This is a genomic window from Streptomyces dioscori, assembly GCF_003024195.1.
Taxonomy (GTDB): domain Bacteria; phylum Actinomycetota; class Actinomycetes; order Streptomycetales; family Streptomycetaceae; genus Streptomyces; species Streptomyces dioscori.
On sequence record NZ_KZ679041.1, the window covers coordinates 628,537 to 652,800 of the forward strand.

The window sequence follows — 24,264 nt, forward strand, 5'->3', positions numbered from 1 at the left end:
CGATTCACATGAACTACTCAGGAGGATGCCGAATGGACCGCTCCGCCCGCGCCTTCTGGCTCACCTCTCCCGGCCGTGGCGAACTCCGGGACACCCGCCTGCCGGAACCCGCCGAGGGCGAGGTCGTGGTGCGCGCACTCTTCTCCGGGGTGAGCCGCGGCACGGAGACGCTCGTCTTCCGCGGCGGGGTCCCGGAGAGCCAGTACGCCGCCATGCGCGCGCCCTTCCAGGAGGGCGACTTCCCCGGGCCCGTCAAGTACGGCTACCTGAATGTGGGCACTGTGGAGGCGGGGCCCGCCGACCTTCTCGGACGGACCGTCTTCTGTCTCTATCCGCACCAGAGCCGGTACGTCGTCCCCGCGAGCGCGGTCACCCCCGTGCCCGAGAACGTGCCCGCCTCACGCGCCGTGCTGGCCGGCACCGTGGAGACCGCCGTCAACGCCCTCTGGGACGCGGCCCCCCTGATCGGCGACCGGATCTCCGTGGTCGGCGCGGGCATGGTCGGCGCGAGCGTCGCCGCACTGCTGGCCCGGTATCCCGCCGCCCGCGTCCAGTTGGTCGACGCCAACCCGGCACGCGCGGAGATCGCGAGCGCACTGGGCATCGAGTTCGCGCTTCCGCAGGACGCCGCCGGGGACCGTGACCTGGTCGTGCACGCGAGTGCCACCGAGGCCGGGCTCTCCCGCGCGCTCGAACTCCTCGCCCCGGAGGGCACGGTCCTCGAACTGAGCTGGTACGGCGACCGCAAGGTCACCCTGCCGCTCGGCGAGGCGTTCCACTCCCGGCGTCTCACCATCCGCAGCAGCCAGGTCGGCTCCGTCTCACCCGCCAGGAGCGCCCGCCGCACCTACGCCGACCGGCTCGCCCTCTCCCTCGAACTCCTCGCCGATCCCGCGTTCGACACCCTGATCACGGGTGAGTGCGCCTTCGAGGACCTGCCCGAGGCGATGGCGGGGCTCAGTACGGGCGAGACGACCGCGATGTGTCATCTCGTGCGCTACGACGCTGACCCGAGGACGACGTAGGCCCGGACCGGGACCACCCATCAGTTCGCAGCAACTCCGCTCGCAAGCGGTCACGTCCGCACACCGAGTAGCCAAAATCCAACGCCGGTAATCAAGTTCGCACCATGCGCCCCACTGACGCCCCTGTCCCGGTGAACGTGTCCGAAACTCCGACCCGAACCCTCTGAACACGGAGAACGGACCGGCCGTACTACACGGCACGCCCCGGCAGAGGGGTCAGACGCACCGCACCTGGAGGGTCGTCCGTTGTTCAGCATCACCGTCCGCGATCACCTGATGATCGCCCACAGCTTCCGCGGAGAGGTCTTCGGACCCGCGCAGCGACTGCACGGAGCGACGTTCCTCGTGGACGCCACGTTCCGCCGCGCCGAGCTGGACGACGACAACATCGTCGTCGACATCGGACTGGCCACCAGGGAACTCGGGGAGGTGGTGGCCGAGATGAACTACCGGAACCTCGACGACGAGCCGGTGTTCGCCGACACCAACACCTCCACCGAGTTCCTGGCGAAGGTCGTCGCCGACCGCCTCGCCGAGCGAGTGGAAAAGGGAGCACTGGGCGAAGGAGCCCGCGGACTGGCCGGCATCACGGTCACCCTGCACGAGTCGCACATCGCCTGGGCGAGTTACGAGCGTGCCCTGTGAGCTCATACGCCGACATCATCCCCATGTCCCTGCGCGCCATGCACTTCGTGATGCCCGGCGGAGTCAACGACACGACCATGCCGAGCGGCGGCAACGTCTACGACGCCCGCGTCAGCCTCGATCTGCCCGGCTTCGGCTGGCAGGTGCACAAGCACGCCATCGACGGCAGCTGGCCCCGGCCCGCGGCCCCGGCCCGCGACGAACTGGCCCGCACCCTCGCGGAGCTGGCCGACGGCACGGTCGTCCTGCTCGACGGGATCGTGGCCTGCGCGGTCCCCGAGATCATCGTCCCGGAGGCCGAACGGCTGCGTCTTGTCGTCCTCGTGCATCTGCCGCTCGGCGACGAGACCGGGCTCACGCCCGAGGTGGCCGCCGACCTGGACGCCCGGGAGCGCCACACCCTGCGTGCCGTACCGGCCGTCGTGGCCACCAGCGAGTGGGCGGCCCGCAGGCTCGTCGCCCACCACGGACTTGCGCCCGACCGTGTCCATGTCGCCACCCCCGGCGCCGACATCGCGCCCCTCGCCGCCGGTACCGACGGCGTCTCACGGCTGCTGTGCGTCGCCTCGGTCACCCCGCGCAAGGGCCAGCACCGGCTCATCGAGGCCCTCGCCACCGTCACCGACCTGCCCTGGACGTGCGCCCTCGTCGGCGGCCTCGACCACGACCCCGAGTACGTGGCCGGACTGCGGGCCCTGATCGAGGAGCACGGACTCGGCGACCGGCTGGAGCTCGCCGGACCCAGGTCCGGTGCCGCACTCGACGCCAGCTACGCCTCCGCCGACCTGATGGTCCTCACCTCGTACGCCGAGACGTACGGCATGGCCGTCACCGAGGCGCTGGCCCGCGGAATCCCCGTACTGGCCACGGACGTCGGCGGTCTTCCCGAAGCGGTCGGGCGCGCGCCCGACGGCGGGGTGCCCGGTCTGCTCGTCCCGCCGGAGAACCCCGCGGCGCTCGCCGCGGAACTGCGCGGCTGGTTCGGCGAGGCCGACGTCCGCCGGCGCCTCAAGGCCGCCGCGCGGGCCCGCCGGGCATCGCTCGGAGGCTGGGCCGCGACGGCCCGGAGTCTGTCGGGTGTCATGGGGCGACTGAAGAGCGAGGCAAGGAGGGGGGCGGCATGAGCGGCATCAGCACGAGTACAAGTACCAGTACCAGTACGAGCATGGGTTCGGACGTCGGTACGGGCACGGCGTCGGCGGAGGGCCCGGGGGCGGGGGAGCGCGTACGGGACACAGGAACGATTCGGCTGGGCGACCGCACCCGCGGTGAGGCCACCGACGACACCACCCGCTACGCGCCCGAGTGGCTGCAGCTGCGGGAGGGCGTCGACGCCGCGGCCCGCGCGTCCGAGCTGCTCGATCCGCTGCGGATCCGGCTCGCGAACCTGCCGGGACGGGCGGGCGGGTTCGTCATCCACGACCTCGGCTGCGGCACCGGCTCCATGGGACGCTGGCTCGCGCCCCGGCTCGACGGCCCCCAGCACTGGGTGCTGCACGACCGGGACCCGTATCTGCTGCACTTCGCGGCCGTCGGCTCGCCCCGTTCGGCCGCCGACGGCAGCCGGGTGACGGTGGAGACCCAGCGCGGCGACGTCGGCCGGCTGACCGCCGACGCCCTGGCCGGCGCCTCGCTGGTGACGGCCTCCGCACTCCTCGACGTCCTCGACGCCGAGGAGATCGAGGCCCTGGCCGCGGCCTGCGCCGGAGCCGGCTGCCCCGCCCTCCTCACCCTCTCGGTGGCGGGCCGGGTCGAACTCACCCCGGCCGACCCGCTGGACACCGAGATCGCCGACGCGTTCAACGACCACCAGCGGCGCGGGAGCCTCCTCGGCCCCGACGCGGTCAGCGCGGCCTGCGACGCCTTCTCCGGGCACGGCGCGACGGTACGGGTGCACCCCAGCGCCTGGCACCTCGGCCGGGACGAGTCCGCGCTGACGGCGGAGTGGCTGCGCGGCTGGGTCGGCGCGGCCGTCGAGCAGCGACCCGAACTGGCGGCCCGCGCAGAGACGTATCTGCGTGAGCGGCTCGCGGCCTGCGAGGCGGGGGAACTGACCGTGGTGGTCCACCACAGCGATCTGCTCGCGCTGGCCCGGCCGGCCGGGGGCGTGTGATGGGCGCGGGAACCGTGGCGCACGAGGAGCGGTCACTGGCCGCCCTGGACGAAGAGCTGTCGGCGGCGGTCCGCGCCGGCGACCCGGACCGGGCGACGCGGCGGACCCACGCCGACGCGGACTCCGGCGCACCCGCCGAGGATCCGCGCGGCGGCCGGACGGGCGGCGCCCGCTCCGGCGTCCGGTTCCTGCGCACCCACTTCGGCACGATCGCCGGCGTCGTCATCCTCACGGTGCTGACCTGGCGGCTGGGCACCGGAGTCTTCCTGGACGGCCTGCGCCGCATCGACGGGGTCACCCTCCTCGCGGCCCTCGGCATCGGCCTGCTCACCACCGTGTTCAGCGCCTGGCGCTGGTGCGTGGTGGCCCGGGGCATGCGCCTCGAACTGCCGCTGGGCGCGGCCGTCGCCGACTACTACCGCGCGCTGTTCCTCAACGCGGCACTGCCCGGCGGTGTCCTCGGGGACGTGCACCGGGCGGTGCGGCACGGGCAGAGCGCCGGGGACGTCGGGCGCGGAGTGCGCGCGGTCGTCCTCGAACGCGTCGCGGGACAGGCCGTCCTGGCCGCGGTCGGCATGGCCGTCCTGCTCACCCAGCCCTCGCCGGTCCTGTCGGAGACCCGGCACCTCGTCGCGCTGCTGGCCGTCGTCTCGGTGTGCGGGGTCGTCACCGTGGGCGCCGTCCGCGGCAGGGGCCGGGCGCCGCGCACCTCCCGCCGCTACCGGGCCGTGCGGGGCGCGCTCACCGAGGCCCGCGGGGCGCTGCTGGCCCGCGGGAGCTGGCCGGGCGTGGTGCTCTCGTCCGTCGTGGTCCTCGCGGGACACGTCCTGATGTTCCTGCTCGCGGCCCGGGCCGCCGGATCGGACGCGCCCGCCGCCGAGCTGGTGCCCCTGGCACTGCTGGCCCTGATCGCCATGGGACTGCCGCTGAACGTCGGCGGCTGGGGCCCCCGGGAGGGCGTCACCGCCTGGGCGTTCGGCGCCGCGGGCCTGGGCGCCACCCAGGGCCTGACCGTCGCCGTCGTCTACGGCGTCCTCAGCTTCGCCGCGAGCCTGCCCGGCATCGCCGTCCTGGTGGGGCGCTGGTACGTGGGACTGCGCGGCCCGCGGGACAGCGGCGAGGCGGCGCCCGGCGCGGCCCCGGACGCGCGGCCGCGGTCGGAAGGCGACGCTCAGCGCGGATCGACGGCCGGCGGTACCTGCGGTGCGAGCGGCACCAGCGGTACGTCGGAGTCGGATGTCAGTAGCGAGAAGTACGCTCCGAAGGAGTCGGCGAGCGAAGCGAGAAGTTCCTTCCCCTTCTCGGCGGACGCCCTCGAAGGACGCCCGATGACACCGGACTTGGTATAGGCCGACATACCGAGGGAGAGCAGATGCCGACGGTCGTCGGCGACGAAGTCGGAGGTCTCGTAACCAGGCCTGAGGTATTCGGGATCGGTGTGCAGCAGAATGGAGGTCTCGATTTCCCCCGCATGCATATCCGTGAGCAGCGAGGTTTCCACCCCGGCCGCCTCCCGCGCCGTTTCCCAGTCCTCGACCGCCGGGAACAGAGCCATTCGACCACCGACGGCGGAGGATTCCTGAACGACATTGCCCAACACGTAATTGCCGCCATGACCATTGATCAGTACGAGTGTGTCCACGCCCGACCGACGCAGCGAATCGGCTATGTCCCGCACCATCGCATGGAGTGTCACGGAGGAAATGCTCACCGTTCCCGGCCAGGCCGCGTGTTCGTGGGAGCAGGAGATCGTCACCGGAGGAAGGAGATGAACGGGGAATGCGGCAGCGACCTCCCGGGCGATCGCACACGCCACGAGCGTGTCGGTCGACAGCGGAAGATACCGGCCGTGCTGCTCGAAGCTGCCGACGGGGAGCACGGCGACCTGCCGGGCGACACCGGCGCCTCGCGTGCGCACATCCTCCGTGGTGTCCGTCGGCAAGGGCCCTGACGCCGTGCGCCGTATTTCCGAACCGCCCGAATTGACCATGTTCTCGCGACCTTTCGTCTCTGCTTAGGAACCAGAATCATGACAGAAATAGATGGCGTACTCGCCGGGAAATCCCAGTCCGCAGGCGTCGAGCGGGTCGTGAGTTCTCCGCTGCCCACTGTGCACGGCGATTTCGAGGCCGTCGGCTACCTGGACCGTACTCGCGGAGACGAACAAGTGGCCCTGGTGTACGGCGACATACGGGGCGCCCGGGGTGAGGGAATACTCACCCGGCTGCACTCCGAGTGCCTGACCGGTGACGCGTTCGGGTCCCGGCACTGCGAATGCGGCCCGCAACTCACCACCGCGCTGCGGGAGATCGCCGCGGAGGGCCGCGGTGTCCTGATCTACCTCCGGGGTCACGAGGGCCGCGGTATCGGTCTGCTGGCCAAGCTCCAGGCGATGAAACTCCAGTCGGAGGGCCTCGACACGGTGGAGGCGAACCTCGCGCTCGGCCTGCCCGTGGACGCCCGTGACTACGGCGTGGGCGCGGACATCCTGCACGACCTCGGCGTCCGCTCGGTGCGGCTGATGTCGAACAACCCGCGCAAGCGGGAGGCGTTGGTCCGCAACGGCATCCGGGTCGACGCGCAGGTGCCCCTGCTGATCCCGCCCTGCGACGACAACATCACCTACCTGCGCACCAAGCGCGAGCGCCTGGACCACGACCTGCCGCACCTGGACGCGGTGGTCGGCCACCGGGTCTGACCCACCGGCCGCCCCCGCGGACCGTCCGCCCGCCGCGCCGGATGTGGTGACACCGGCGCGGACTTGGGAAGGGATGGGGGATGACCTCAGACCTCGGAACGGTCCACCCATGACCGCCGTGCCGGCGCGCGCGGAAGTCGTCGTCATCGGCGGCGGGGTGATGGGGACGAGCATCGCCTGTCACCTCGCGCGGGCCGGTGTGCCCGACGTGGTGCTCGTCGAGCGCGACGAACTGGCCTCCGGGTCCACCGCCCGCGCCGCGGGAGGGGTCCGCGCGCAGTTCTCCGACGAGCTCAACATCCAGCTCGGCGCCCGCAGTCTGGAGGCGTTCGCCCGCTTCGAGGAGGAGACGGGCCACGACATCGGACTGCAGCGCGTCGGCTATCTCTTCCTGCTGTCGACGCCCGGGGAGGTCGAGGCGTTCGAGGCGGGGGTCCGGCTGCAGAACGCTCTCGGTGTGCCCAGCCGTATGACCGACCCGGCCGAGGCCCGCCGCCTCGCACCGCTCATCACCACCGACGGACTGCTGGCCGCCGCGTTCTCGCCGGACGACGGCCACTGCACACCCGAGGCCGTGGTGCACGGCTACGCGGCCGCCGCCCGCCGCCACGGCGCGACGATCGTCCGGCACTGCGAGGTCACCGGCATCGACAGACGCGGCGACGACATCACGGCCGTCGTGACCCGCCGGGGCCGGATCGCCACGTCCACCGTCGTCTGCGCGGCCGGCGCCTGGTCCCGGGCCGTCGGCGCGATGGCCGCCGTGGACCTGCCGGTTCAGCCGCTGCGCCGCCAGATAGCCGTCACCGAACCGATCCCGGGCCTCCCGCCGGACCTCCCCATGACCATCGACTTCACCAGCAGCCTGTACTTCCACACGGAGGGCCCCGGCCTCCTCGTCGGCATGTCCGACCCCGACGAGGAACCCGGCTTCGCCACCGACACGCACGACCGCTGGATCCCCCGCCTCTACGAGGCCATGGAGCGCCGCGCCCCCACCCTGCTCGACGTACGCAGGACGGGCGGCTGGGCGGGCCTGTACGAGATCACCCCGGACCACAACGCCCTGATCGGCGAGGCCGCCCACGTCTCCCGCTTCCTGTACGCGACCGGGTTCTCCGGGCACGGCTTCCTCCAGGGACCCGCCGTCGGAGAGGTGGTCCGCGATCTGTACCTGGGGCAGGATCCGTTCGTCGACATCGCCCCGCTGCGCGCCGAACGGTTCGCCGCCGACGCCCCGAGACCGGAGGTCAACCTCGTATGACCGAGCTGCACCTGTGGCTGCGCCACGAGATACGCACGACCGAGCGGCGCACCCCGGTCGTGCCGTCCGACGCCCGGCGGCTCGTCGGGGCCGGCGTGACACTCACCGTCGAGGAGTCCCCGCAGCGGGTCTTCCCCGCCGAGGCGTACGAGGCGGCCGGCTGCCAGGTCGTCCCGGCGGGCTCCTGGACCGGGGCGCCGGCGGACACGGTGGTCGTCGGCCTCAAGGAACTGCCGGACGCGCCCGACGGGCCGGGGGAGTCCCCCGGCGAGGCAGCTATGTTGCGGCACCGGCACATCTTCTTCGGGCACGCGTACAAGGCGCAGCCGGGCGCCCGGGCACTGCTGCGCCGCTTCGCCGCGGGCGGTGGAACCCTGTTCGACCTGGAGTACCTGGTGGACGAGGACGGGCGCAGGCTCACCGCGTTCGGCTACTGGGCGGGCTATCTGGGCGCCGCCCTCGCGGTCCTGCACCACCGGGGCAGGCTGACGGCCCCACTGAGGCCCCTGTCGAAGAAGGAACTCGACGACGCACTCCATCCGGCCCCCGGCGACGAACGGTTCGCCTCGCTGGTGATAGGGGCGCTGGGCCGCTCCGGACGCGGGGCGCGGGCGGCGCTCGCCGAAGCAGGCCTCGAACCCACCTGCTGGGACCTTCCCGAGACCCGCGCCCTGGACCGACCGGCCCTGCTGGCCCACGAGTTGATGGTGAACACGGTGCTCACCACCGGCCCCTCCACCCCGTTCCTCACCGACAAGGACCTGGCCGAACCGGACCGCCGCCTGCGCACGGTGTGCGACGTGACCTGTGACGTCGGCTCCCCGTACAACGTCCTGCCGGTCTACGACACGGTCACCGACTGGGCGGACCCCGTGCGGCGTCTCCACGCACGCCCCGCCCTCGATCTCATAGCCATCGACAACCTGCCGTCCCTGTTGCCCGAGGAAGCGAGTACGGACTTCTCGGCGGCGCTGACTCCCCTGCTCCTGGAGTTCGGGGTGGGCGGGGAGTGGGGCCGCTGCCTGGACCGGTTCACCGAGGCCTGCCGCGAACTCGGCGCACGGGACGAAGGGTTGGGCGATGCCTGAGACAGCCGCACCCGGCCCCGTACCCGTACCCGGGCCCGCCCTCGTGCCGTCCTCCGGGACCGTCCACTGGATCGGCGCGGGCCTGTCCACCGGCAGCGGGCTCGCCGCGCTGTGCGAGGCGGCCGACCGCGTACGGCTGTGGCACCGCACCGGGGAACGGGCCGAACAGGCCCTGACGGCGCTCGGCCTCACCGGTCGCGCCGAACCCCGCGCGTACACCCTGACGGCCCTCGCCGCCGAACTGGCCCCCGGGGACGTGGTGGTCTCCATGCTGCCCGCCCCCGAGCACGCGGGGCTGCTCGCCGCCTGCGTGGCGGGCCGCGCGCACTTCGCCTGCTCCAGCTATGTCTCCGACGCGGTACTGGACCAGGTCCCGGCGGCCACGGCCGCCGGGCTCGTCGTCCTCACCGAGGCGGGACTCGACCCCGGCATCGACCACCTCTTCGCGCACGGCCTCATCGCCCGCGCCCGCGCGGAGATCGGCGCGGACACCGCGGCCGAGGTGAGCCTCACCTCGTACTGCGGAGGCGTCCCCGCCGTCCCGAACGACTTCAGATACCGCTTCAGCTGGGCCCCGGCGGGCGTCCTCAACGCCCTGCGCTCGCCCGCCCGTTACATCGAGTCCGGCGCCGAGACGACGGCCCCGCGCCCCTGGGAGGCCACCCGGACCCATGAGGTGGACGGGGAGTCCTTCGAGGTCTACCCGAACCGCGACAGCGTCCCGTTCGTCGGGCAGTACGGGCTGCCGCCGGCCTGGAAACCGCAGGCGTTCGTCCGCGGCACGTTGCGCCTCGCCGGCTGGTTCGAGGCGTGGCGGCCGGTCTTCGCGCGACTCTCCGCCGACACGGACTCCGGGTCGATCGCCGACCTGGCCCGCGACCTGGCCGCCCGCTACCCGACCACGGACGCCGACCGCGACCGGGTGGTCCTCGCGGTGACGCTGGACGTACGGGACGGCTCAGGACGCTCCTGGTCCGGCCGCTACCTCCTGGACCTGGAGGGTGACGCGCAGGAGAGCGCGATGGCGCGAAGCGTTTCGGGGATGCTCGCGACCGGCGTACGTGCGATCCTGCGGGGCGCCCTGCCACCGGGCCTGAGCCGCGCGGCCGAGACCCCGGAGCGCGCGGAGGAGTGGCTCGCGCAACTGGCGGGCGAGGGCATCGACTTCACGCTCCGGCTGGGCGACTGAGGGCGGGGGCGGCGGGTGCCGCCCCCTGGGGGTGGGTCAGGCGGCCTCGGACCGGCTCGCGTCGGCCTTCGTGGGTATGCAGGAGTCGTTGCCTGCGATCACGAGAAGCACTCCAGTAACAGTTGCAATAGCAACTGTGGTGCCGAGGAGCAGCTTCTTGACCGTCGTGAGGGGTGTGCGCATCACAGTGCCTCTTGAGTGCTAGGTGCGGCTGTTGATCTATGCCTACCACCTTACTTGCGGTAGGCATAATCAGGGCTCACTGCAATGCGCGTAGATCGTGGATCAAGGGTCAGGGTGTCCGATTGATGCGTTACTTTCGCAATCATCGGTGTTGCTCTCGCGGATCTCCGCCAGGGCCGCCTCCGCCAGACCCTCCTCCTCGGGCGCGTGGATCCGTCGCGCCGAGTCCCGCGCCGACTCAAGGTGGCGCACGGCGGCATCCACGTGGCCGAGCGCGAACTCGCACCTGCCGAGGAGGCGTTCGGCCTGGATCTCCTCCAGCGTCGCGCCGATGCTCCGGGAGAGCGCGAGAGCCTGGTGGAGGTGGGTGACGGCGTGTTCCGTCTGCGACACGTCCTGGTAGACATGGCCGAGACGCGTGAGCGTGATCGCCTCGTTCTTCCGGTCCGCGAGTTCACGGAAGATCGGTAACGCGGTGCGGTACATGGTGAGCGCGGTGCGGGGATCGCCCGACGACGCGAGGATCTCGGCGAGGTTGATGCGCAGGGTCGCCCTGTCCGACCGGTTGCCCGCGCGCTCCGCGATCCGGAGCGCCTGTTCCAGCGTCCGGCGTGCCAGTTCCGGGTCGCCCATGTGGAGATACAGGGTGCCGAGGTTGTTCATGGTCTTGGCCAGCATCCGTGCGTCGTCCGCCGCGCGGAACCCGCTCATCGCGTCCTGGACGTACGTCATGGAGGCGTCGTGCTCACCGACGTAGAGCAGGCATATCGCGATGTTGTTCCGGCAGCGCGCGAGCCGCCACTGGTCGCCGGTCCGCGCACAGAGTGCCAGGGACTCCTTGTGGAAGTCCAGCGCCCGCTCGTACTGGCTCATGTGCCAGTGCAGGATGCCCAGTTCGCGCAAGGCCTCCGCCTCGGCGTCGGTGTCGTGCACGGCCCTGGCGAGCCGCAGGGCGTCCGTCGCCGCCTGCTCGGCCTGCGCGTACAGACCGGTCGCCATGTAGGCGGTCGCGAGGTCGAGCAGAGCCCGGCACAGCCCTGCCTCGTGCCGCCCTCTGCCCGAGCCGTCGCTTCTGCTTCCGTCCACGTTTCCGCTCCAGAACTCGGCCGCCGCGCCGTGCAGCCGGACGGAGTCCGTCCAGTAGCACTCGCTGTCCAGGAAGCCCGCCAGGACATGGCTGAGGAGGGCGGCCTGCGACCGGGGGCCGTGCGTTCTGAGGTACTCCTCGACGCCCAGGAGGTTGACCCGCTCGGCCACGAACCAGGCAAGGGCCTCCGAGGCGTCCGCCGGGGCGTGGCCCCGTACGCGCGCCGTGGGGTCCGGGGGAGTTGAGTCGGACGTCCCGGCGGTGAATTCCTCCGCCTCCAGCCGGATGCGCCGTGGATACAGCAGGCGGTCGCAGTGGTCGGCGGTACGGAGGTAGTGGCCGGCCAGCCGCTGCCGGGCGGCTTCGCGTTGTTCCTCCGGGTCCTGGCCGGCACACAGCAGGTGCGCGTACTCGCCCAGGAGGTCGTGGAACTGGAAGCGGTGCGGAGCTGGTTCCAGCAACAGGTGGCACTGGAGCAGCGACTCAAGGAGCCGTTCCGTGCCGGTGACCGTACGCCCCAGCAGCGCGGCCGCCGCGGACAGGCCGAACTCCGGGCCCACTTGCAGGCTGAGCAGCCGGAAGGTCGACTGTTCCTCGGCCGTGAGCGTCTGGTACGAGACCTCGAACGCGCGAGTTATCTCGGAATATCCGTCGCGGATCTCGGCGAGGCGCCCGTCGGAGCGCGAGAGCCGTTCGCCCAGCACGGCGAGGTTCCAGGAAGGGTGTGCGCTCAGCCGGTTGGCGGCGATCTCTATCGCGAGCGGCAGATATCCGCAGAGCCTCACGATCTCGGCGATGTCCCCGGTATCGTCCCCGTCGTCGGTGGCTCGGAGCCCCGCGAACTCGCGGAACAGTTCGACCGCGTCATCCGGCGGCAGTACGTCCAGGGCCAGCGCCCGCCCGCCCGGCAGCCCGACCAGCCGGCGACGGCTCGTGACGAGGGTGAAGCACTCGGCCGCGCCCGGCAGCAGAGGCCGGACCTGCTCGGGCCCCGCCGCGTCGTCGAGAATGATCAGAGCCCGCCGGTGGCCCAGTGCCTTGCGCCAGAGGGCGGCCCGTTCGTCGACATCTGTGGGAATGGACTGCGGGGGCACGTCGAGCATGCGTAACAGGGTGGCGAGCGCGTCCGCCGGTTCGAGCGGTTCCTGCCCCGCGGCGTGGGCCCTGAGGTTGAGATACAGGTGGTCCGGGAAGCGGTCGCCCAGCCTGTCGGCCACGCCTATGGCCAGCGCGGACTTTCCGACCCCCGCCATGCCGGAGATGGACTCCAGTGTGACGACCGAGCCGTGTTCCGAAGCTGTGTCCATGGCCGCGCGTATCCGCCTCATCTCCTCGTGGCGGCCGATGAGCGCGGTCTGCCGGGGGAGATGTCCCGTCACCCGGCGGAAGCCGGCCCGCGGTTCCGCCGCGCGGACGGCCGGTTCGGGGGCGGTCTGTCCTGTGAGTTCCCGTACCGGCGCCCTGACGAGGATGTGCTGGTGGATCCGGACGAGTTCCTCACCCGGATCGGTGCCGAAGTCGGCGCTCAGACTCCTGCGGACCCGCTGGTAGAGGAGAAGTGCCTCAGCGTGCCGTCCGCTGCCGTAGTGCGCGGTCATCAACTGGCCCGCCAGCGTCTCGTCCGACGGGTACTGCTCCACGAGGGACGACAGCTCGCCCGCCATCTCCGTGAACCGGCCCAGCCGCAGTTCCACGGCGATCCGCGTGGCGACGACCCCTCGCCGACGCTCGGCCAGACTCGTGCGGACACGTTGGGGCCACAGCCCGGACAGCCCCGCGAGCGGCTCCTCCCACAGGCGTTCGGCCTCCCGCATCAGCTCCGCGGCCCGTACGTCGTCGCCTTCGGCCGAGACCACCCCGGCCCGTTCGGCGAGGCGCCGGTACCGGTGCCAGTCGACCGTGTCCGGGTCCGCGACCAGGGTGTACGTGTGGGTGCGGTGGTCGATCGAAGGGGCCGGCAGTTCCGGCGCGGCGGACGCCGCCGTGCGGATCGTCCGCCGGATCCTGGAGATGTACGTGTGCACGTTCTCCCGGGCCCGGGACGGCGGGTCGTCCCACAGACGGTCGACCAGCGTGTCCAGCGGGACGGGACGACCGACCTCCAGTGCCAAAGCGGCCAGGGCGAGCCGAGCCTTGTCGGAGCCGAGACCGATCCGGCGCTCCTGGAGGACGAGGCCGACGGGCCCGAGCACATGGATCTCCACCAGCGTTTCCTCTCGCCGGCACCCGGTATTGAACTATGGGGCTGAGCTGTGGGGCTGAGCTGTGGGACTGGGCTGTGTGACTGAACTTTGGGGTTGCACTATGGGACTGCACAGGATGACACCGGGGCATCGGGCACACCAGGCGTATCGAACTCTCGGCCGAATCCTTGTCCTTATCAGGTCCCTGTCAGATCCTTGCCGGGCCTTATCGGGTGTCCGGGGCGGGTAGGGCATCCTTCGATCCCCGCCTACGGCACATGCTCGTGCCGTGCGCGCGCTCGGATTCGACCACGGGGGCCCGCATGACCGGTCACGGCGACAGCAGCCGCAAGAGCGTCAGCAACCGCATCGGCGGCTCGGCGCGACTGACGGGGATCACCGTCCAGGCAGGTGAGGTGCACGGCGGTGTCCACGTGTACCAGCCGCCTCCCGGTGTCCCTGTCCCCCGTCAACTGCTCCCTGTGCCACCGCACTTCACCGACCGTGAGAGCGACCTGGCGTCCCTGCGCGAGCTGTCCGCGAACAGTGCCGGCCTGGTCGTGGTGACGGGTGCCGCCGGGGTGGGCAAGACCTCGCTGGTCACCAGATGGCTCCGCGCCCGCGACGACGCCGACTTTCCCGATGGCCACTTCTACGCGGACCTGCGAGGCCACACCCTTGAGGACGCGGCGCGGCCGAGCGAAATCCTCGGCCGGTTCCTGCGCGCCCTGTATCCCGGTCCGGTACCCGCCGACCTCGCCGAACAGACCGCGCTGTGGCGCTCGCTCACCTCCGGCCTGCGTCTGGTCGTCATGCTCGACAACGTCTGCACCGCCGCGCAGGCGCGCCCCCTGCTGCCGGGTTCGCAGCACTGCCTCGTCGTGGTCACCAGCCGCCGGCGGCTGACCGGGCTGCGTATGGACGGGGCGGTCTTCCACTCGCTCGACGTACTGCCGCCGCATGCCGCGGAGGCACTGCTGACCCGGGCCATCGGCAGGGACCGGGTGGACGACGATCCGGCCGCCGCCCGCCGCGTGGTGGCCCTGTGCGCCGGACTGCCCCTGGCCGTCTGTGTCGCCTCGGCCCGGCTGGCCGCACGCCCCCGGCAGCCCCTGCGCGCCCTGGCCGACGCGCTGGCACGGCCCGCCGACCGACTGGCCGTGCTCAGGGTGGACGGAGAGACAGCGGTGCGCGGAGCGCTCGACGACTCGTACGAGGGTCTGCCGGCGCCGGCGGCCCGGCTCTACCGTCGGCTGGGTCACCTGCCCCTGCCGGAACTGGACGGAGCCGTCGCCGCCGCGGCCGGCGGACACACGTTCCAGGAGGCGGACGAACTCCTCGACGTCCTCATCGAGGCCAATCTGCTGCAGGAACCAGGAGAGGACACCTACACGTTCCACGACCTGGTCCGGCTGCACGCCCGGCAGCGCGGCACCGAGGACGAGGCGCTCGACGCGGTGCGCCGGGTGGCCGACTGGTATCTCGCCACGGCCACGGAGGCCGAGAAGCTGATCACTCCAGCCCAGTTCACCCTGGACCGGGACCACGTCCATCAGCCGTACCTGGAGCCGCCGTTCACGGACGAGAGCGGCGCGCTGCGCTGGCTCGACCGGCATCGGGTGAACCTCATGACCGTGCTGCGCACGGCGGGGGCGTACGGCTGGCACACCCTGGTCTGGCAATGTGCCGACGCCATGTGGCCGCTGTTCCTCAAACTGCGTTACTACGACCTGTGGATCGAGGCGCACGAGCGGGGGCTCGCCGCCGCCCGGCTCGCCGGCCATGCCGCGGCCGAACGCCAGATGCTCAACTCCGGTGCCATCGGCCTGAGCGCCGCCCGGCGCATCGACGAGGCGATCGAGTGGTACGGCGCGTCACGCGCGGCCGCGCGGCTGGCCGGCGACCGCAGGGACGAGGGCCAGGCCCTCCTCGGCATCGGCGCCGCCCACTACGAGGCGGGGCGGCTCTCGGAGGCGATCCCGCATCTCGACCGGGCCATCGCCCTGTGGGAGGAGACGGGCTACGCGCGCGGGACCGGCCTCGCCCGGATCGTGCTCGGCGAGATCGCGCTCGCCGCAGGCGAACCACCGCTCGCCGTACGGCACTTCGAGCACGCCCGCACCACCCTCGCGGCGGTACCGGATCCGCACGACACCGCGCGTGCGCTGGCCTTCCTGGGCCGCGCACGCGCCCGTGCCGGGGAGTACGAGTCCGGTACGGCCCAACTGCTGGACGCGCTAGAGACGTTCGAGCGCTCCGGGTCGGTCCACTGGCAGGCCCGCACCCTGGAGATGCTCGGACAGAGCGCACAGGACAACGGCCGCACCGATGTCGCCCGGGACCACTACCGGCGTTCCCTCGACCTGTGCGCGTCGATCGCTGTCGAGGACGCCCGCCGGCTCGGAGAACGTCTCGCGGGTCTGCCGCCCGGGTGAACACCGGGACAGGCCGGGCCGGTTCGGCGAACGGCGGCGGCCCCGCCGCCCGACCGCCACCCAGCCACCGCCGACGAGCGGAAGCAGGACCAGAGCACACCCCGGATACGCGGCCAGCAACTCCTCCGCCTCGACAGACGCGTCGGCGACATCCAGCCTCGGCCGGTGGCCCTGGAGCACGTCCGCGAGATCCTTGGGGCTCCCGGCCCGGTCGACATCGACGGCCAGACAGCCTGCCGACCACAAGTGGCCGGCCCGCACGCTCCTCACGCCGGTACCTCCACCCCGGTGCCGGACCAGATCTGGCGCCGGTCCGGTACGGGGAGGAGCGGGATCACCGGATCGTGCGCCGGCTGCCCCAGGCCGAGCAGCCGGTAGAGCAGCGCCCGCATGTTCCGGTCGAACCGCCCCGGCTCGGAGGTGATCCGGGCGGCGAGGGCCTCGTAAGCCGGTCTGCGGTACTCGGCGACGGCGTACGCGAACTGTTCGGACAGCGGGTGGAACGGCGAGAGCGCCGGGGCCAGCATCGCCAGTTCCGCGGCGGGCGAGGCAGGATTGATCTCCTCGTCCGGGGTCGCCGCGAGGAGAATGGGTGCCCGGGTCAGCGTCCCGTACAGCGTCACCGAGCCGTGGTCGCCGATGATCAGGTCCGCCGCGCACAGCACCGACCGCCAGTCCGTGTCCGGTGGTACGACGCCCATGCCGCGTTCCGTCCAGGAGGCCAGCCAGGCCCGAACCTGCCGGGAGCCGTGCCCCGACCACACATTGGGATGGACGAGCACCGCGAGCCGACGTGTGCTGTTGCGCATCTGGTCCATCAGCCGCGGAAGCAGCGACTCGAAACGGGCGAAGGCCGAGCCGGGTCCCCAGGTCGAGGTCACGGCGACGAGTTCCCGTTCGTCGTCGAGTCCCAGGGCCCTGCGGTAGACGTCCCGTCCGGGGAGCGCGGCCACGATGCGGTCGCGTACGGGATCGCCCACCACTCGGGCGGCCCCGAGCGCCTCCGGGCAGGTCCGGGCCAGTTCACCGAGGTCGTTCTCGTGCGCGAGGACCACCGCGGCCGGGGGTCTTCCGCCGAGCAGCACGTCCTCCCGTCTGAGGCCGAGCACTTGGGAGTCCGCCGTACGGGAGTCCGTGGCCCCGACGAGACGCTTGAGGAAGTTCGCCCCGTGCGGCAGGAGCACCACCTGGGCACGCACCTCCTCCATGGCACGCGGCCCGGCCGCGAGCGCAAGGTCGAAGTCGATGCGTACCGCCTCCTCCCACGGCAGGACCACGCTTCCCGACTGCCGCAGGAACCTGGCGGCCCCGTCACCCAGTTCGTGCGGCGGGACCGTGAACACCACCTGGACCCGCAGGTCCGACTCCAGCAACGAGACCACGTCGAGGAGCCGCTTTCCGTAGGTCACGGTGTGCGCGACCACCAGGACGGTCTTGCGTCCGGTCAGTGTCAGCCACTGACGGACCGGGGGCCTTCCGGCCCCCGTGGACGTACTGAATGCCGACATGACATCCCCCGTGTCGTACAGCCGATTTCGTCGGGGAGGTCATGCCCGCCCGGCCGGACGGTGTCCTTGCCGGACGCTTGCAGAAACCTTGCACGCGAGGCCGTCACCATCAGCGCGGCGACGGACGCCACCGGCTTGGTCATCGAGTAGAGCCGCCCCACCGTGTCCGCGGTCACGGGGAGGCCGGCCTCCCGGTCGCGCAGACAGTACGACGTGAGATGCGCGACACCTCCGTGACGACTCACGGAAACGAGGTACCCGGGAAGGAGACCGTCGTCGACGCGACGGGCGAAGAACCGGTCGAGACGGTCCAGGGCCGCCGGGTCCAGACCGACCTCCGCCGGATCCACTTCTTGCCGCAACTTGGCCGTGTCTGCCTCCGGTTGACGGTCTGAAAGCGGCGGAAAAGGGATGTCGGCGAGCGGGCGGCGAAGAGGCGTGGAGATCGGGAAGCGCTACGAGAGTAGCTGTGTGGGGGGTGTCCTCCGAATGAAATTCTCGGCCGCGGCCGGACCCGTACGAGGGCTCGTGGACCGGTGTGCCCACGTACCACCGGTCCCGGGACGCCACACCGGCGCGCGGGGTGCGCGGCGGGTGAACGTGTGCGTCAGTGCGCTGAACTGCGGCTCCACCTCGGATCCGTAACGCTCGGACCTGCGTCTCCAGAGGTGCATGGCTGCCCTGTGCACGGACGATCGGCACGGCCGGCTCACGTCACGGACCGTACCCGTCCGATGACTACGCAGCGTGAGGCAACCATTCTCCAGTTCGATTCGTATATCTCCGTGGAAGCCCTGTGGATCCGCCAGGTAACGTGACGCCGGAGCGTCACGATCCGCTTGGCCGGATCCGCACCGAGCAAGGAGAACCGATGCGACCGTTCGCGCTCAACTACGCCCGTCCGGCCCAGCAGTTGGAGGTCAGCGCTCCGTATGCCTATGACTCCAGACTGCAATTGAATGTGTTTCCCGACGGGCGGCTGGCCGCGCATGACTACGCCGTGTTGCGGGAGTTGGGCTCCACGACTTCCACAGCGGGCTCAAAGACCCACTTCGACGACTGATTCCGGACCCCCGACGATGACGGTTCTGATCCTGACGTGCGAACAGGATGTGACCGCGGACATGGTGGTGGCGGAGCTCGACAGGGGCGCCGTCCCGGTCGTCCGCCTCGATCCCGCGGACCTTCCCGGCCCGGTGGCCCTGTCCGGAGAGTACGTGCGCGGCACCTTTCGCGGGCATCTGTCCGTCGGCGGCAGGCTGGTCAGCATGGGCGGTCTGCGGTCCGTCTGGATCCGCAGGCCCGGTGCGGCCGCCTCCCACGCCGCCGAAGCCTCCGACTGGCTCACCGAGGAATCCGCGCAGGCGCTCTACGGCATGCTGCGCTCCACCGACGCACGCTGGATGAACCACCCCGACGCGGCCCGCCGGGCCCGTCACAAGCCCTGGCAGCTGTCCTTGGCGCAGCGCTGCGGGCTGCCCGTACCCGCCACCTTGATCACCACGTTCCCGCAGGCGGCCCGGGACTTCGCGGACCGCTTCCCGGATCTCGTGGTCAAACCCGTGTCGGGCGCGCACCCGCAGGAGCCGCCCCGGGCGGTGCCCACCAGCCGGGTCGCACCCGACACCGACTTCGCGGCCGTCGCGTTCGGTCCCACCCTGCTGCAACGACGGGTGGTCAAGCGGGCGGACATCAGGCTGACCTGTGTCGGCGAGCGGATGTTCGCCGCGCGCAAGACGGTCGCGCCGGACGCCGACCCCGACGAGGTGGACGTCCGGTTCGCGACCTCGTCGGCGCTGTGGCAGCCGGTGGACACGCCGTCGTCCGTCGCGGCGGGCGTCCGCACGTACCTCCGGGAGGCCGGGCTGGCCTTCGGAGCGTTCGACTTCGCCGAGGACGCCGAGGGGATGTGGTGGTTCCTGGAGTGCAACCAGTCGGGGCAGTTCGGGTTCGTGCAGATCGAATCGGGTCAGCCGATCGCCGCGGCGGTGGCGGACTGGCTTGCGGCGCCGCCGCCACCCGGGCCGCGCCCGAACGGCGCCCGGGCGTGGGCGATGGAGGGCCACTGAGCCGACTCCGGGGGCCACGTCCCCGCCTGCGGGCCCGACGAGGGCTGGCCGCGCCGTTCCCCGCGCCCCTTCGGGGTGCTTGGGGAGGCGTGTTCGGCTGGGGGCCGGTGGGGGTGACCCGCGCAGTTCCCCGCGCCCCTTCGGGGGCTGACGGGGGTGTGCTCGGCCATCGGCCGGTGAGGGCTGGTCGCGCAGTTCCCCGCGCCCCTTCGAGGGGCCGGTCTCGGCCGTGCCGACGGCAACGCCTCGGCGACCGCGCCGGCGTCCGCCTCGTACAGCACCGGCCGGCCCAGGATGGCCCCGCCCGCCCGTCTGCCCGTCACCACCACGTCGTCCACGGGGACTCCGCGTCCCGCGAGCAGCACGACGAGCCGCGCCGGCGCCCTGCCGCCCGCGTCGATACCGACGGCGACGGGCGTGAGGTCCGGCATGGAGTCTCTTTCGGCGGAGCGCGACACCGCGGTACGCGGTGCGCGCAGGCGAAGCGGACGGCAGGCGAAGCGGACGGCGGGCGAACCGTGCCTGCGGACAAGGGCTCAGACGTGGTCAATACGGCTTAGGGAAGCCCCGGGACGGGCTTCGGGGGAGTGCGGTAGGCGAGTACCGCACGAGTTCGTTAGGAAGTTAACTAACGAAGTAGGGTGCGTCAAGGGTTGCGTGAGCCATGCCGTACAACGGTTGCGACGAGGGCCGGACGGACCCGAGCGGCGGATCGCCGCGGCATGACCTGAGGGAGAGCATGAACCTGAGCGAGAGCGCCCGCGCGGTGTTCGCCGTACTGGCCGCGTCGGGCACCGCCACCCGCCCCCAGCTGGCGGCCGGCGCGGGTCTGTCCAAACCGACCGTCTCCACCGCCGTGGCCGAGCTGGAGGGCGCCGAGCTGGCCGCCTGCTCCGGTACCGCCTCCGGCGGAACCGGCCGTTCCGCCGCCGTCTACGGCCTCGGCCCGGCCGCAGGCGCCGTGCTCGCCGTCGATCTCGGCCCCACCCACACGCAGGTACGCGGCTGCGCCCTGGACGGCACGCTGCTCGCCCGGGGCACCGGTCCCCGGGCGGACTCCGCCGACACGGTCCGGGCGGCCCTCGGCGCCCTGCCCGCCGGAGCCCCGCTGCGCGCCGTCGTCGTCGCCGTCGGGGACGTCACCGCGCGGGACCGGGACGGCACCGGGATGCGCCCCGCGACCGAGAAGGCGGGCCCCGCCTTCGACGCCATGGCGGTCGCGCTGCCGCCGGAGGTCCCCGTCCACCTGGAGAACAACGTCAACTGCGCCGCGCTCGCCGAACTGCACCAGGGCGCGGCCCGCGACCGTGACTCGTTCGGCTATCTGCGGATCGGGGTGGGGATCGGCCTCGGCATCGTCATCGGCGGCCGGGTGCTGCGTGGCGCGAACGGCGCCGCGGGCGAGCTGGCCCGGCTGCCCTACCCGTGGGACGACGGCCGCGAACCGCGCCGGGAGGCCCTGGAGGAGCGGATGGGTTCGCGTTCGCTCCTGCGCCGGGCCGAGCAGGCCTGGCGGGGCACCGACGGCCCCTGCCCCCGTACCCCCGAGCGGCTCTTCGCCCTCGCCGAGGAGGGCCACTCCACCGCCCGTGCCGTGGTCGGCCACCACGCCGCCGACATCGGCCGGCTGGCCGCCGCCGTGGTCGCGGTGCTGGACCCGGGGCTGATCGTGCTGGGTGGCGCGATCGGCGCGTTTCCGCAGCTCCTGCCCGGTGTACGGGACGAACTGGCGCGGCTCAGCTGGCCCACCGAGGTGGTCAGCAGCATGGTCGGGGACAGCGGCACCGTGGCGGGTGCGAGCCTCCTCGCCGTGGCCCATGGAATCGAAACCGTGACCGGTGGGGTGCGAGTCAAGCATTGACGGTTCAGCCGCGGGTCTGCCAATGTCCGGACAAGCGCTTTCCATGGCCGGCGGGACCCGGCCCTGGGTGAGTGTCCCGCCGTACGCGACGTACGGCAGCCGTGCGAGGGCGCGCTCGTGCGGCTGCGGCCTCAAGGCCTGCCGTCACATTCCCTCCCCGAGCCTTCGGCCGGGAGGCGCCCCGACCGGGCGCCGCCCCGCCCGCTCTCCCGGCGGACCACGCGGATGTGACGACGGATCCCGGGCCGGGGACTCCTACTCGTCAGAGCGATGCGGCCGGGCGAGGCCGCACGCCGGAAGGCCTCACCCCAGGGACAAAGACCCGAGCCGCTCGACGGCCGGGGGATCCGTAACGCACCTTCAGGAGGACCCGGTGGGTCACCAGATCTCGCGCAGAACCCTGTTCCGCTCCGCGAGCGGCATCGCAGTCGCCGGCGCGCTCGGCACCTCGCTGAGCGCCTGCAGCGGGGGTACCGGCGCCGGCAGCACCAGCAGCGACCTGACCATGATTTGGTGGGGCAGCGACGACCGGCACGCGGCCTACAAGAAGGTGCTGGCCGCCTTCCAGAAGAAGAACCCGAAGATCAAGATCCGGCCGACCTACTCCGGCTACGACGGGTACTTCGACAAGTTCAACACCAACATCGCCGGCGGCAGCGCCCCCGACCTGCTGCAGATGGACACCGCGCTGGTCGCGCAGTACGCCCGCAAGGGTGTCCTCGCGCCGATCGACTCGTACGTCGGCAAGAGCCTGGACCTCACCGGCTTCTCCAAGACGCTCCTGGCCGCGGGCACCGTCGACGGCAAGCTGTACGGCGTGCCGTCCGGTATCGGCGTCAACCAGCTCACCGTCAACCGCACCGGCCTTGAGAAGCTCGGCCTTGAGCTGCCCGACCGCGAATGGACCTGGGCCGACCTGAAGAAGATCTCCCAGGACGTGTACAAGAAGAGCGGCGGGAAGATCTACGGCGTCGACGACGGCGGCGGCTCGACCCTCCAGTGCTTCGAGGTCTTCGCGCGGGAGAACGGCGAGACCTTCTTCACCGAGGACGGCAAGAAGCTCGGCTTCACCGCGGACACCCTGCAGGAGTGGTGGGAGTACTGGGCCGGGATGCGCAAGGCCAACGCCTCGCCGCCGCCGGCGATCACCTCCGCCGCGCACAACGACCTCACCAAGAACGCGGTCGTCATCGGCAAGGCGCTGTTCACCTTCGACTCCGGTGTCTACGGCGCGGGCGGCTCCATCACCGACGCGCAGCTCGACTTCCTGCCCACCCCGCAGGGGGACTTCTCGGGGGCCCGCGAGGGCAACTTCGTCAACGGCGGTGTGCTGCTGAGTGCGACGAAGGCCAGCAAGAAGGTCGCCGACTCGGTGAAGGTCATGTCGTACTTCGCGCAGGACGCCACCGCGATCAAGGACATGCAGCTGCTGCGGGGGATTCCGCCGACGGAGAAGGCGCGGGGGCTGATCGCTTCCGGGCTGACCGAGACGGACAAGCTGAACATGGCCAACGCGGACTACATCGCGCAGCGGGTCGGTAAGGCGAGTGATGCGCTTGCGGCGCCCGCGCCTCCGCCGCAGGGGGCCGATCAGATCTGGGATCTGTTGTTCCAGTCGAACCTGGCGGTGGCGTTCGGGAAGAAGTCGGTCAAGGCGCAGCTCGGGGCGTTCTTCGATCAGTCCGCGGGGATTCTCGAAGGGTAGCGCTGCCGCTTGGGGTGGGCCGTTTGAAGCTGCGGGTCCGCTGTGGCTGGTCGCGCAGTTCCCCGCGCCCCTACAGGACTGCGCCGTTCCCCGCGCCCCCAAAAGATCGCGCCGTTCCCCGCGCCCCCAAGGGACTGCGCAGTCCCCGCGCCCCCAAAGGCGCTGCGGCCGGGCGAGTCGCTTCGCAGTACCGAAAAACCGGGAGAGGGTCAGGGAGAGATGAGCATGACCGTTGCGAAGAGCGACGAGGTCGTCGAGGAGGGGGCTGCTTCCGTCACCCCGTCCGACCAGCGGGAGCGTGACCGTATGCGCCGCCGCCTCGCCAGACGGCGGGGCGGCGGCTGGTGGCCGTACGCCTTCCTGGCCCCCTGGTTCATCGGCCTGTTCGGGCTGACGATCTATCCGATGCTGGACTCGCTCTATCTGTCCTTCACCGACTTCGACCTGCTGACGCCCGCGCAGTGGGTCGGAGTGGACAACTACGACAAGATGTTCACCGAGGACCCGGTCTTCTGGGACTCCGTGCACGCCACGCTGCTGTACGTCGTCGTCTCGGTCCCGCTGAAGCTGGCACTCGCCCTCGCTGTGGCGATGCTGCTCAACCGCGACCTGCGGGGCATCGGCCTGTACCGGGCCGCCTTCTATCTGCCGTCCCTGCTCGGCGGCGCGGTGGCCATCGCCATCGTGTGGCGGCAGGTCTTCGGCGGTGACGGCCTCTTCAACGACTTCCTCGCCTGGTTCGGCATCGAGGGACAGGACTGGATCTCCAGCCCCGACACCGCGATCTACACGCTGATCCTGCTGGCCGTCTGGCAGTTCGGCACCCCGATGGTCATCTTCCTCGCCGGTCTCAAGCAACTGCCGAAGGACGTGTACGAGGCCGCCGCGATCGACGGCGTCACCCCCGTCACCCGGTTCTTCAGGATCACCCTGCCGCTGCTGACACCGATCGTCTTCTTCAACGTGGTCCTGCAGATCATCGACGCGTTCAAGACGTTCACCCCCGCGTTCGTCATCAGCAACGGCTCCGGCGGCCCCCTCAACTCGACCATGCTGTACAGCCTCTACCTGTACAAGAAGGGCTTCACCGACCTGCAGATGGGATACGCCTCGGCGCTCGCCTGGGTGCTCTTCCTGGTCATCGCGGGCTTCACGGCGGTCAACTTCATCGCCAGCCGCTACTGGGTCCACTACGACGACTGACGACTGAC

General features: G+C 71.5%; 17 protein-coding genes and 2 pseudogenes. 15 read left to right on the plus strand and 4 right to left on the minus strand.

What is annotated here, in order from left to right; all coding sequences use genetic code 11:
- Nucleotides 1–32 precede the first annotated feature (32 nt).
- The 5 genes and pseudogenes from C6Y14_RS13850 to C6Y14_RS44975 form a co-directional block, all read left to right on the plus strand.
- Nucleotides 33–1,025, plus strand: coding sequence for a zinc-dependent alcohol dehydrogenase (locus C6Y14_RS13850; RefSeq protein ID WP_107016899.1), 993 nt, complete (start codon nucleotides 33–35; stop codon nucleotides 1,023–1,025).
- A 246-nt stretch (nucleotides 1,026–1,271) separates the two neighbouring features.
- Complete coding sequence (locus tag C6Y14_RS13855; protein WP_107016900.1) at nucleotides 1,272–1,670, plus strand: 6-pyruvoyl trahydropterin synthase family protein; 399 nt, start codon at nucleotides 1,272–1,274, stop codon at nucleotides 1,668–1,670.
- 23 nt (nucleotides 1,671–1,693) lie between these two features.
- Nucleotides 1,694–2,794, plus strand: a complete 1,101-nt coding sequence (locus tag C6Y14_RS13860) for a glycosyltransferase family 4 protein (protein WP_107016977.1) — start codon at nucleotides 1,694–1,696, stop codon at nucleotides 2,792–2,794.
- A 41-nt stretch (nucleotides 2,795–2,835) separates the two neighbouring features.
- Entirely contained in the window at nucleotides 2,836–3,783 is a 948-nt protein-coding gene (locus C6Y14_RS13865) for a class I SAM-dependent methyltransferase (protein WP_107016978.1), read from the plus strand.
- Nucleotides 3,783–4,778, plus strand: a pseudogene (locus C6Y14_RS44975) (lysylphosphatidylglycerol synthase transmembrane domain-containing protein); the annotation flags it as partial. The gene C6Y14_RS13865 and the pseudogene C6Y14_RS44975, both read left to right, overlap by 1 nt.
- 176 nt (nucleotides 4,779–4,954) lie before the next feature.
- Here C6Y14_RS44975 and C6Y14_RS13875 read toward each other — a convergent pair.
- Nucleotides 4,955–5,773, minus strand: a complete 819-nt coding sequence (locus tag C6Y14_RS13875; RefSeq protein WP_107016902.1) for a creatininase family protein — start codon at nucleotides 5,771–5,773, stop codon at nucleotides 4,955–4,957.
- Between the two features lie 39 nt (nucleotides 5,774–5,812).
- On the opposite strand from C6Y14_RS13875, the gene ribA reads away from it, so the two are divergent.
- From ribA to C6Y14_RS13895, 4 genes are all read left to right on the plus strand, one after another.
- On the plus strand, nucleotides 5,813–6,481 hold the full coding sequence (gene ribA, locus C6Y14_RS13880) for a GTP cyclohydrolase II (protein ID WP_107016903.1): 669 nt from the start codon (nucleotides 5,813–5,815) through the stop codon (nucleotides 6,479–6,481).
- Nucleotides 6,482–6,590: 109 nt separating this feature from the next.
- Entirely contained in the window at nucleotides 6,591–7,745 is a 1,155-nt protein-coding gene (locus C6Y14_RS13885; protein ID WP_107016904.1) for an NAD(P)/FAD-dependent oxidoreductase, read from the plus strand.
- Nucleotides 7,742–8,833: a saccharopine dehydrogenase gene (locus tag C6Y14_RS13890; protein WP_107016905.1), complete on the plus strand. Its 1,092-nt coding sequence runs from the start codon at nucleotides 7,742–7,744 to the stop codon at nucleotides 8,831–8,833. The genes C6Y14_RS13885 and C6Y14_RS13890 overlap by 4 nt, the downstream gene beginning before the upstream one ends.
- Complete coding sequence (locus C6Y14_RS13895; protein ID WP_107016906.1) at nucleotides 8,826–10,022, plus strand: saccharopine dehydrogenase family protein; 1,197 nt, start codon at nucleotides 8,826–8,828, stop codon at nucleotides 10,020–10,022. Before C6Y14_RS13890 ends, C6Y14_RS13895 begins: the two co-directional genes overlap by 8 nt.
- 285 nt (nucleotides 10,023–10,307) lie before the next feature.
- On the opposite strand, the gene C6Y14_RS13900 is transcribed toward C6Y14_RS13895, so the two are convergent.
- Nucleotides 10,308–13,496, minus strand: coding sequence for an AfsR/SARP family transcriptional regulator (locus C6Y14_RS13900; RefSeq protein WP_107016907.1), 3,189 nt, complete (start codon nucleotides 13,494–13,496; stop codon nucleotides 10,308–10,310).
- A 302-nt stretch (nucleotides 13,497–13,798) separates the two neighbouring features.
- On the opposite strand from C6Y14_RS13900, the gene C6Y14_RS13905 reads away from it, so the two are divergent.
- The gene (locus C6Y14_RS13905; RefSeq protein WP_199854724.1) at nucleotides 13,799–15,910 is read left to right on the plus strand and encodes a tetratricopeptide repeat protein; all 2,112 of its coding nucleotides are present in this window, start codon (nucleotides 13,799–13,801) and stop codon (nucleotides 15,908–15,910) included.
- Between the two features lie 266 nt (nucleotides 15,911–16,176).
- On the opposite strand, the gene C6Y14_RS13910 is transcribed toward C6Y14_RS13905, so the two are convergent.
- Both C6Y14_RS13910 and C6Y14_RS44980 read right to left on the minus strand, forming a co-directional pair.
- Nucleotides 16,177–17,418 carry a hypothetical protein gene (locus C6Y14_RS13910; protein ID WP_107016908.1) on the minus strand — a complete coding sequence of 414 codons (1,242 nt, stop codon included), beginning with the start codon at nucleotides 17,416–17,418 and terminating at the stop codon, nucleotides 16,177–16,179.
- A 104-nt stretch (nucleotides 17,419–17,522) separates the two neighbouring features.
- Nucleotides 17,523–17,831: pseudogene (locus C6Y14_RS44980) on the minus strand (serine hydrolase); the annotation flags it as partial.
- A gap of 458 nt (nucleotides 17,832–18,289) precedes the next feature.
- Between C6Y14_RS44980 and tgmA the strand changes: the two are divergent.
- The 5 genes from tgmA (at nucleotide 18,290) to C6Y14_RS13940 (ending at nucleotide 24,256) form a co-directional block, all read left to right on the plus strand.
- Entirely contained in the window at nucleotides 18,290–18,481 is a 192-nt protein-coding gene (tgmA, locus tag C6Y14_RS13920) for a putative ATP-grasp-modified RiPP (RefSeq protein ID WP_107016910.1), read from the plus strand.
- Nucleotides 18,482–18,497: 16 nt separating this feature from the next.
- A complete protein-coding gene (gene tgmB, locus C6Y14_RS13925; RefSeq protein ID WP_107016911.1) occupies nucleotides 18,498–19,487 on the plus strand; it encodes an ATP-grasp ribosomal peptide maturase in 990 nt (329 codons plus the stop codon).
- 739 nt (nucleotides 19,488–20,226) lie between these two features.
- On the plus strand, nucleotides 20,227–21,348 hold the full coding sequence (locus tag C6Y14_RS13930) for an ROK family protein (RefSeq protein WP_107016980.1): 1,122 nt from the start codon (nucleotides 20,227–20,229) through the stop codon (nucleotides 21,346–21,348).
- Between the two features lie 373 nt (nucleotides 21,349–21,721).
- The gene (locus C6Y14_RS13935; protein ID WP_107016912.1) at nucleotides 21,722–23,053 is read left to right on the plus strand and encodes an ABC transporter substrate-binding protein; all 1,332 of its coding nucleotides are present in this window, start codon (nucleotides 21,722–21,724) and stop codon (nucleotides 23,051–23,053) included.
- Nucleotides 23,054–23,278: 225 nt separating this feature from the next.
- Nucleotides 23,279–24,256, plus strand: coding sequence for a carbohydrate ABC transporter permease (locus C6Y14_RS13940; protein WP_107016981.1), 978 nt, complete (start codon nucleotides 23,279–23,281; stop codon nucleotides 24,254–24,256).
- The last annotated feature ends 8 nt before the right edge of the window (nucleotides 24,257–24,264 follow it).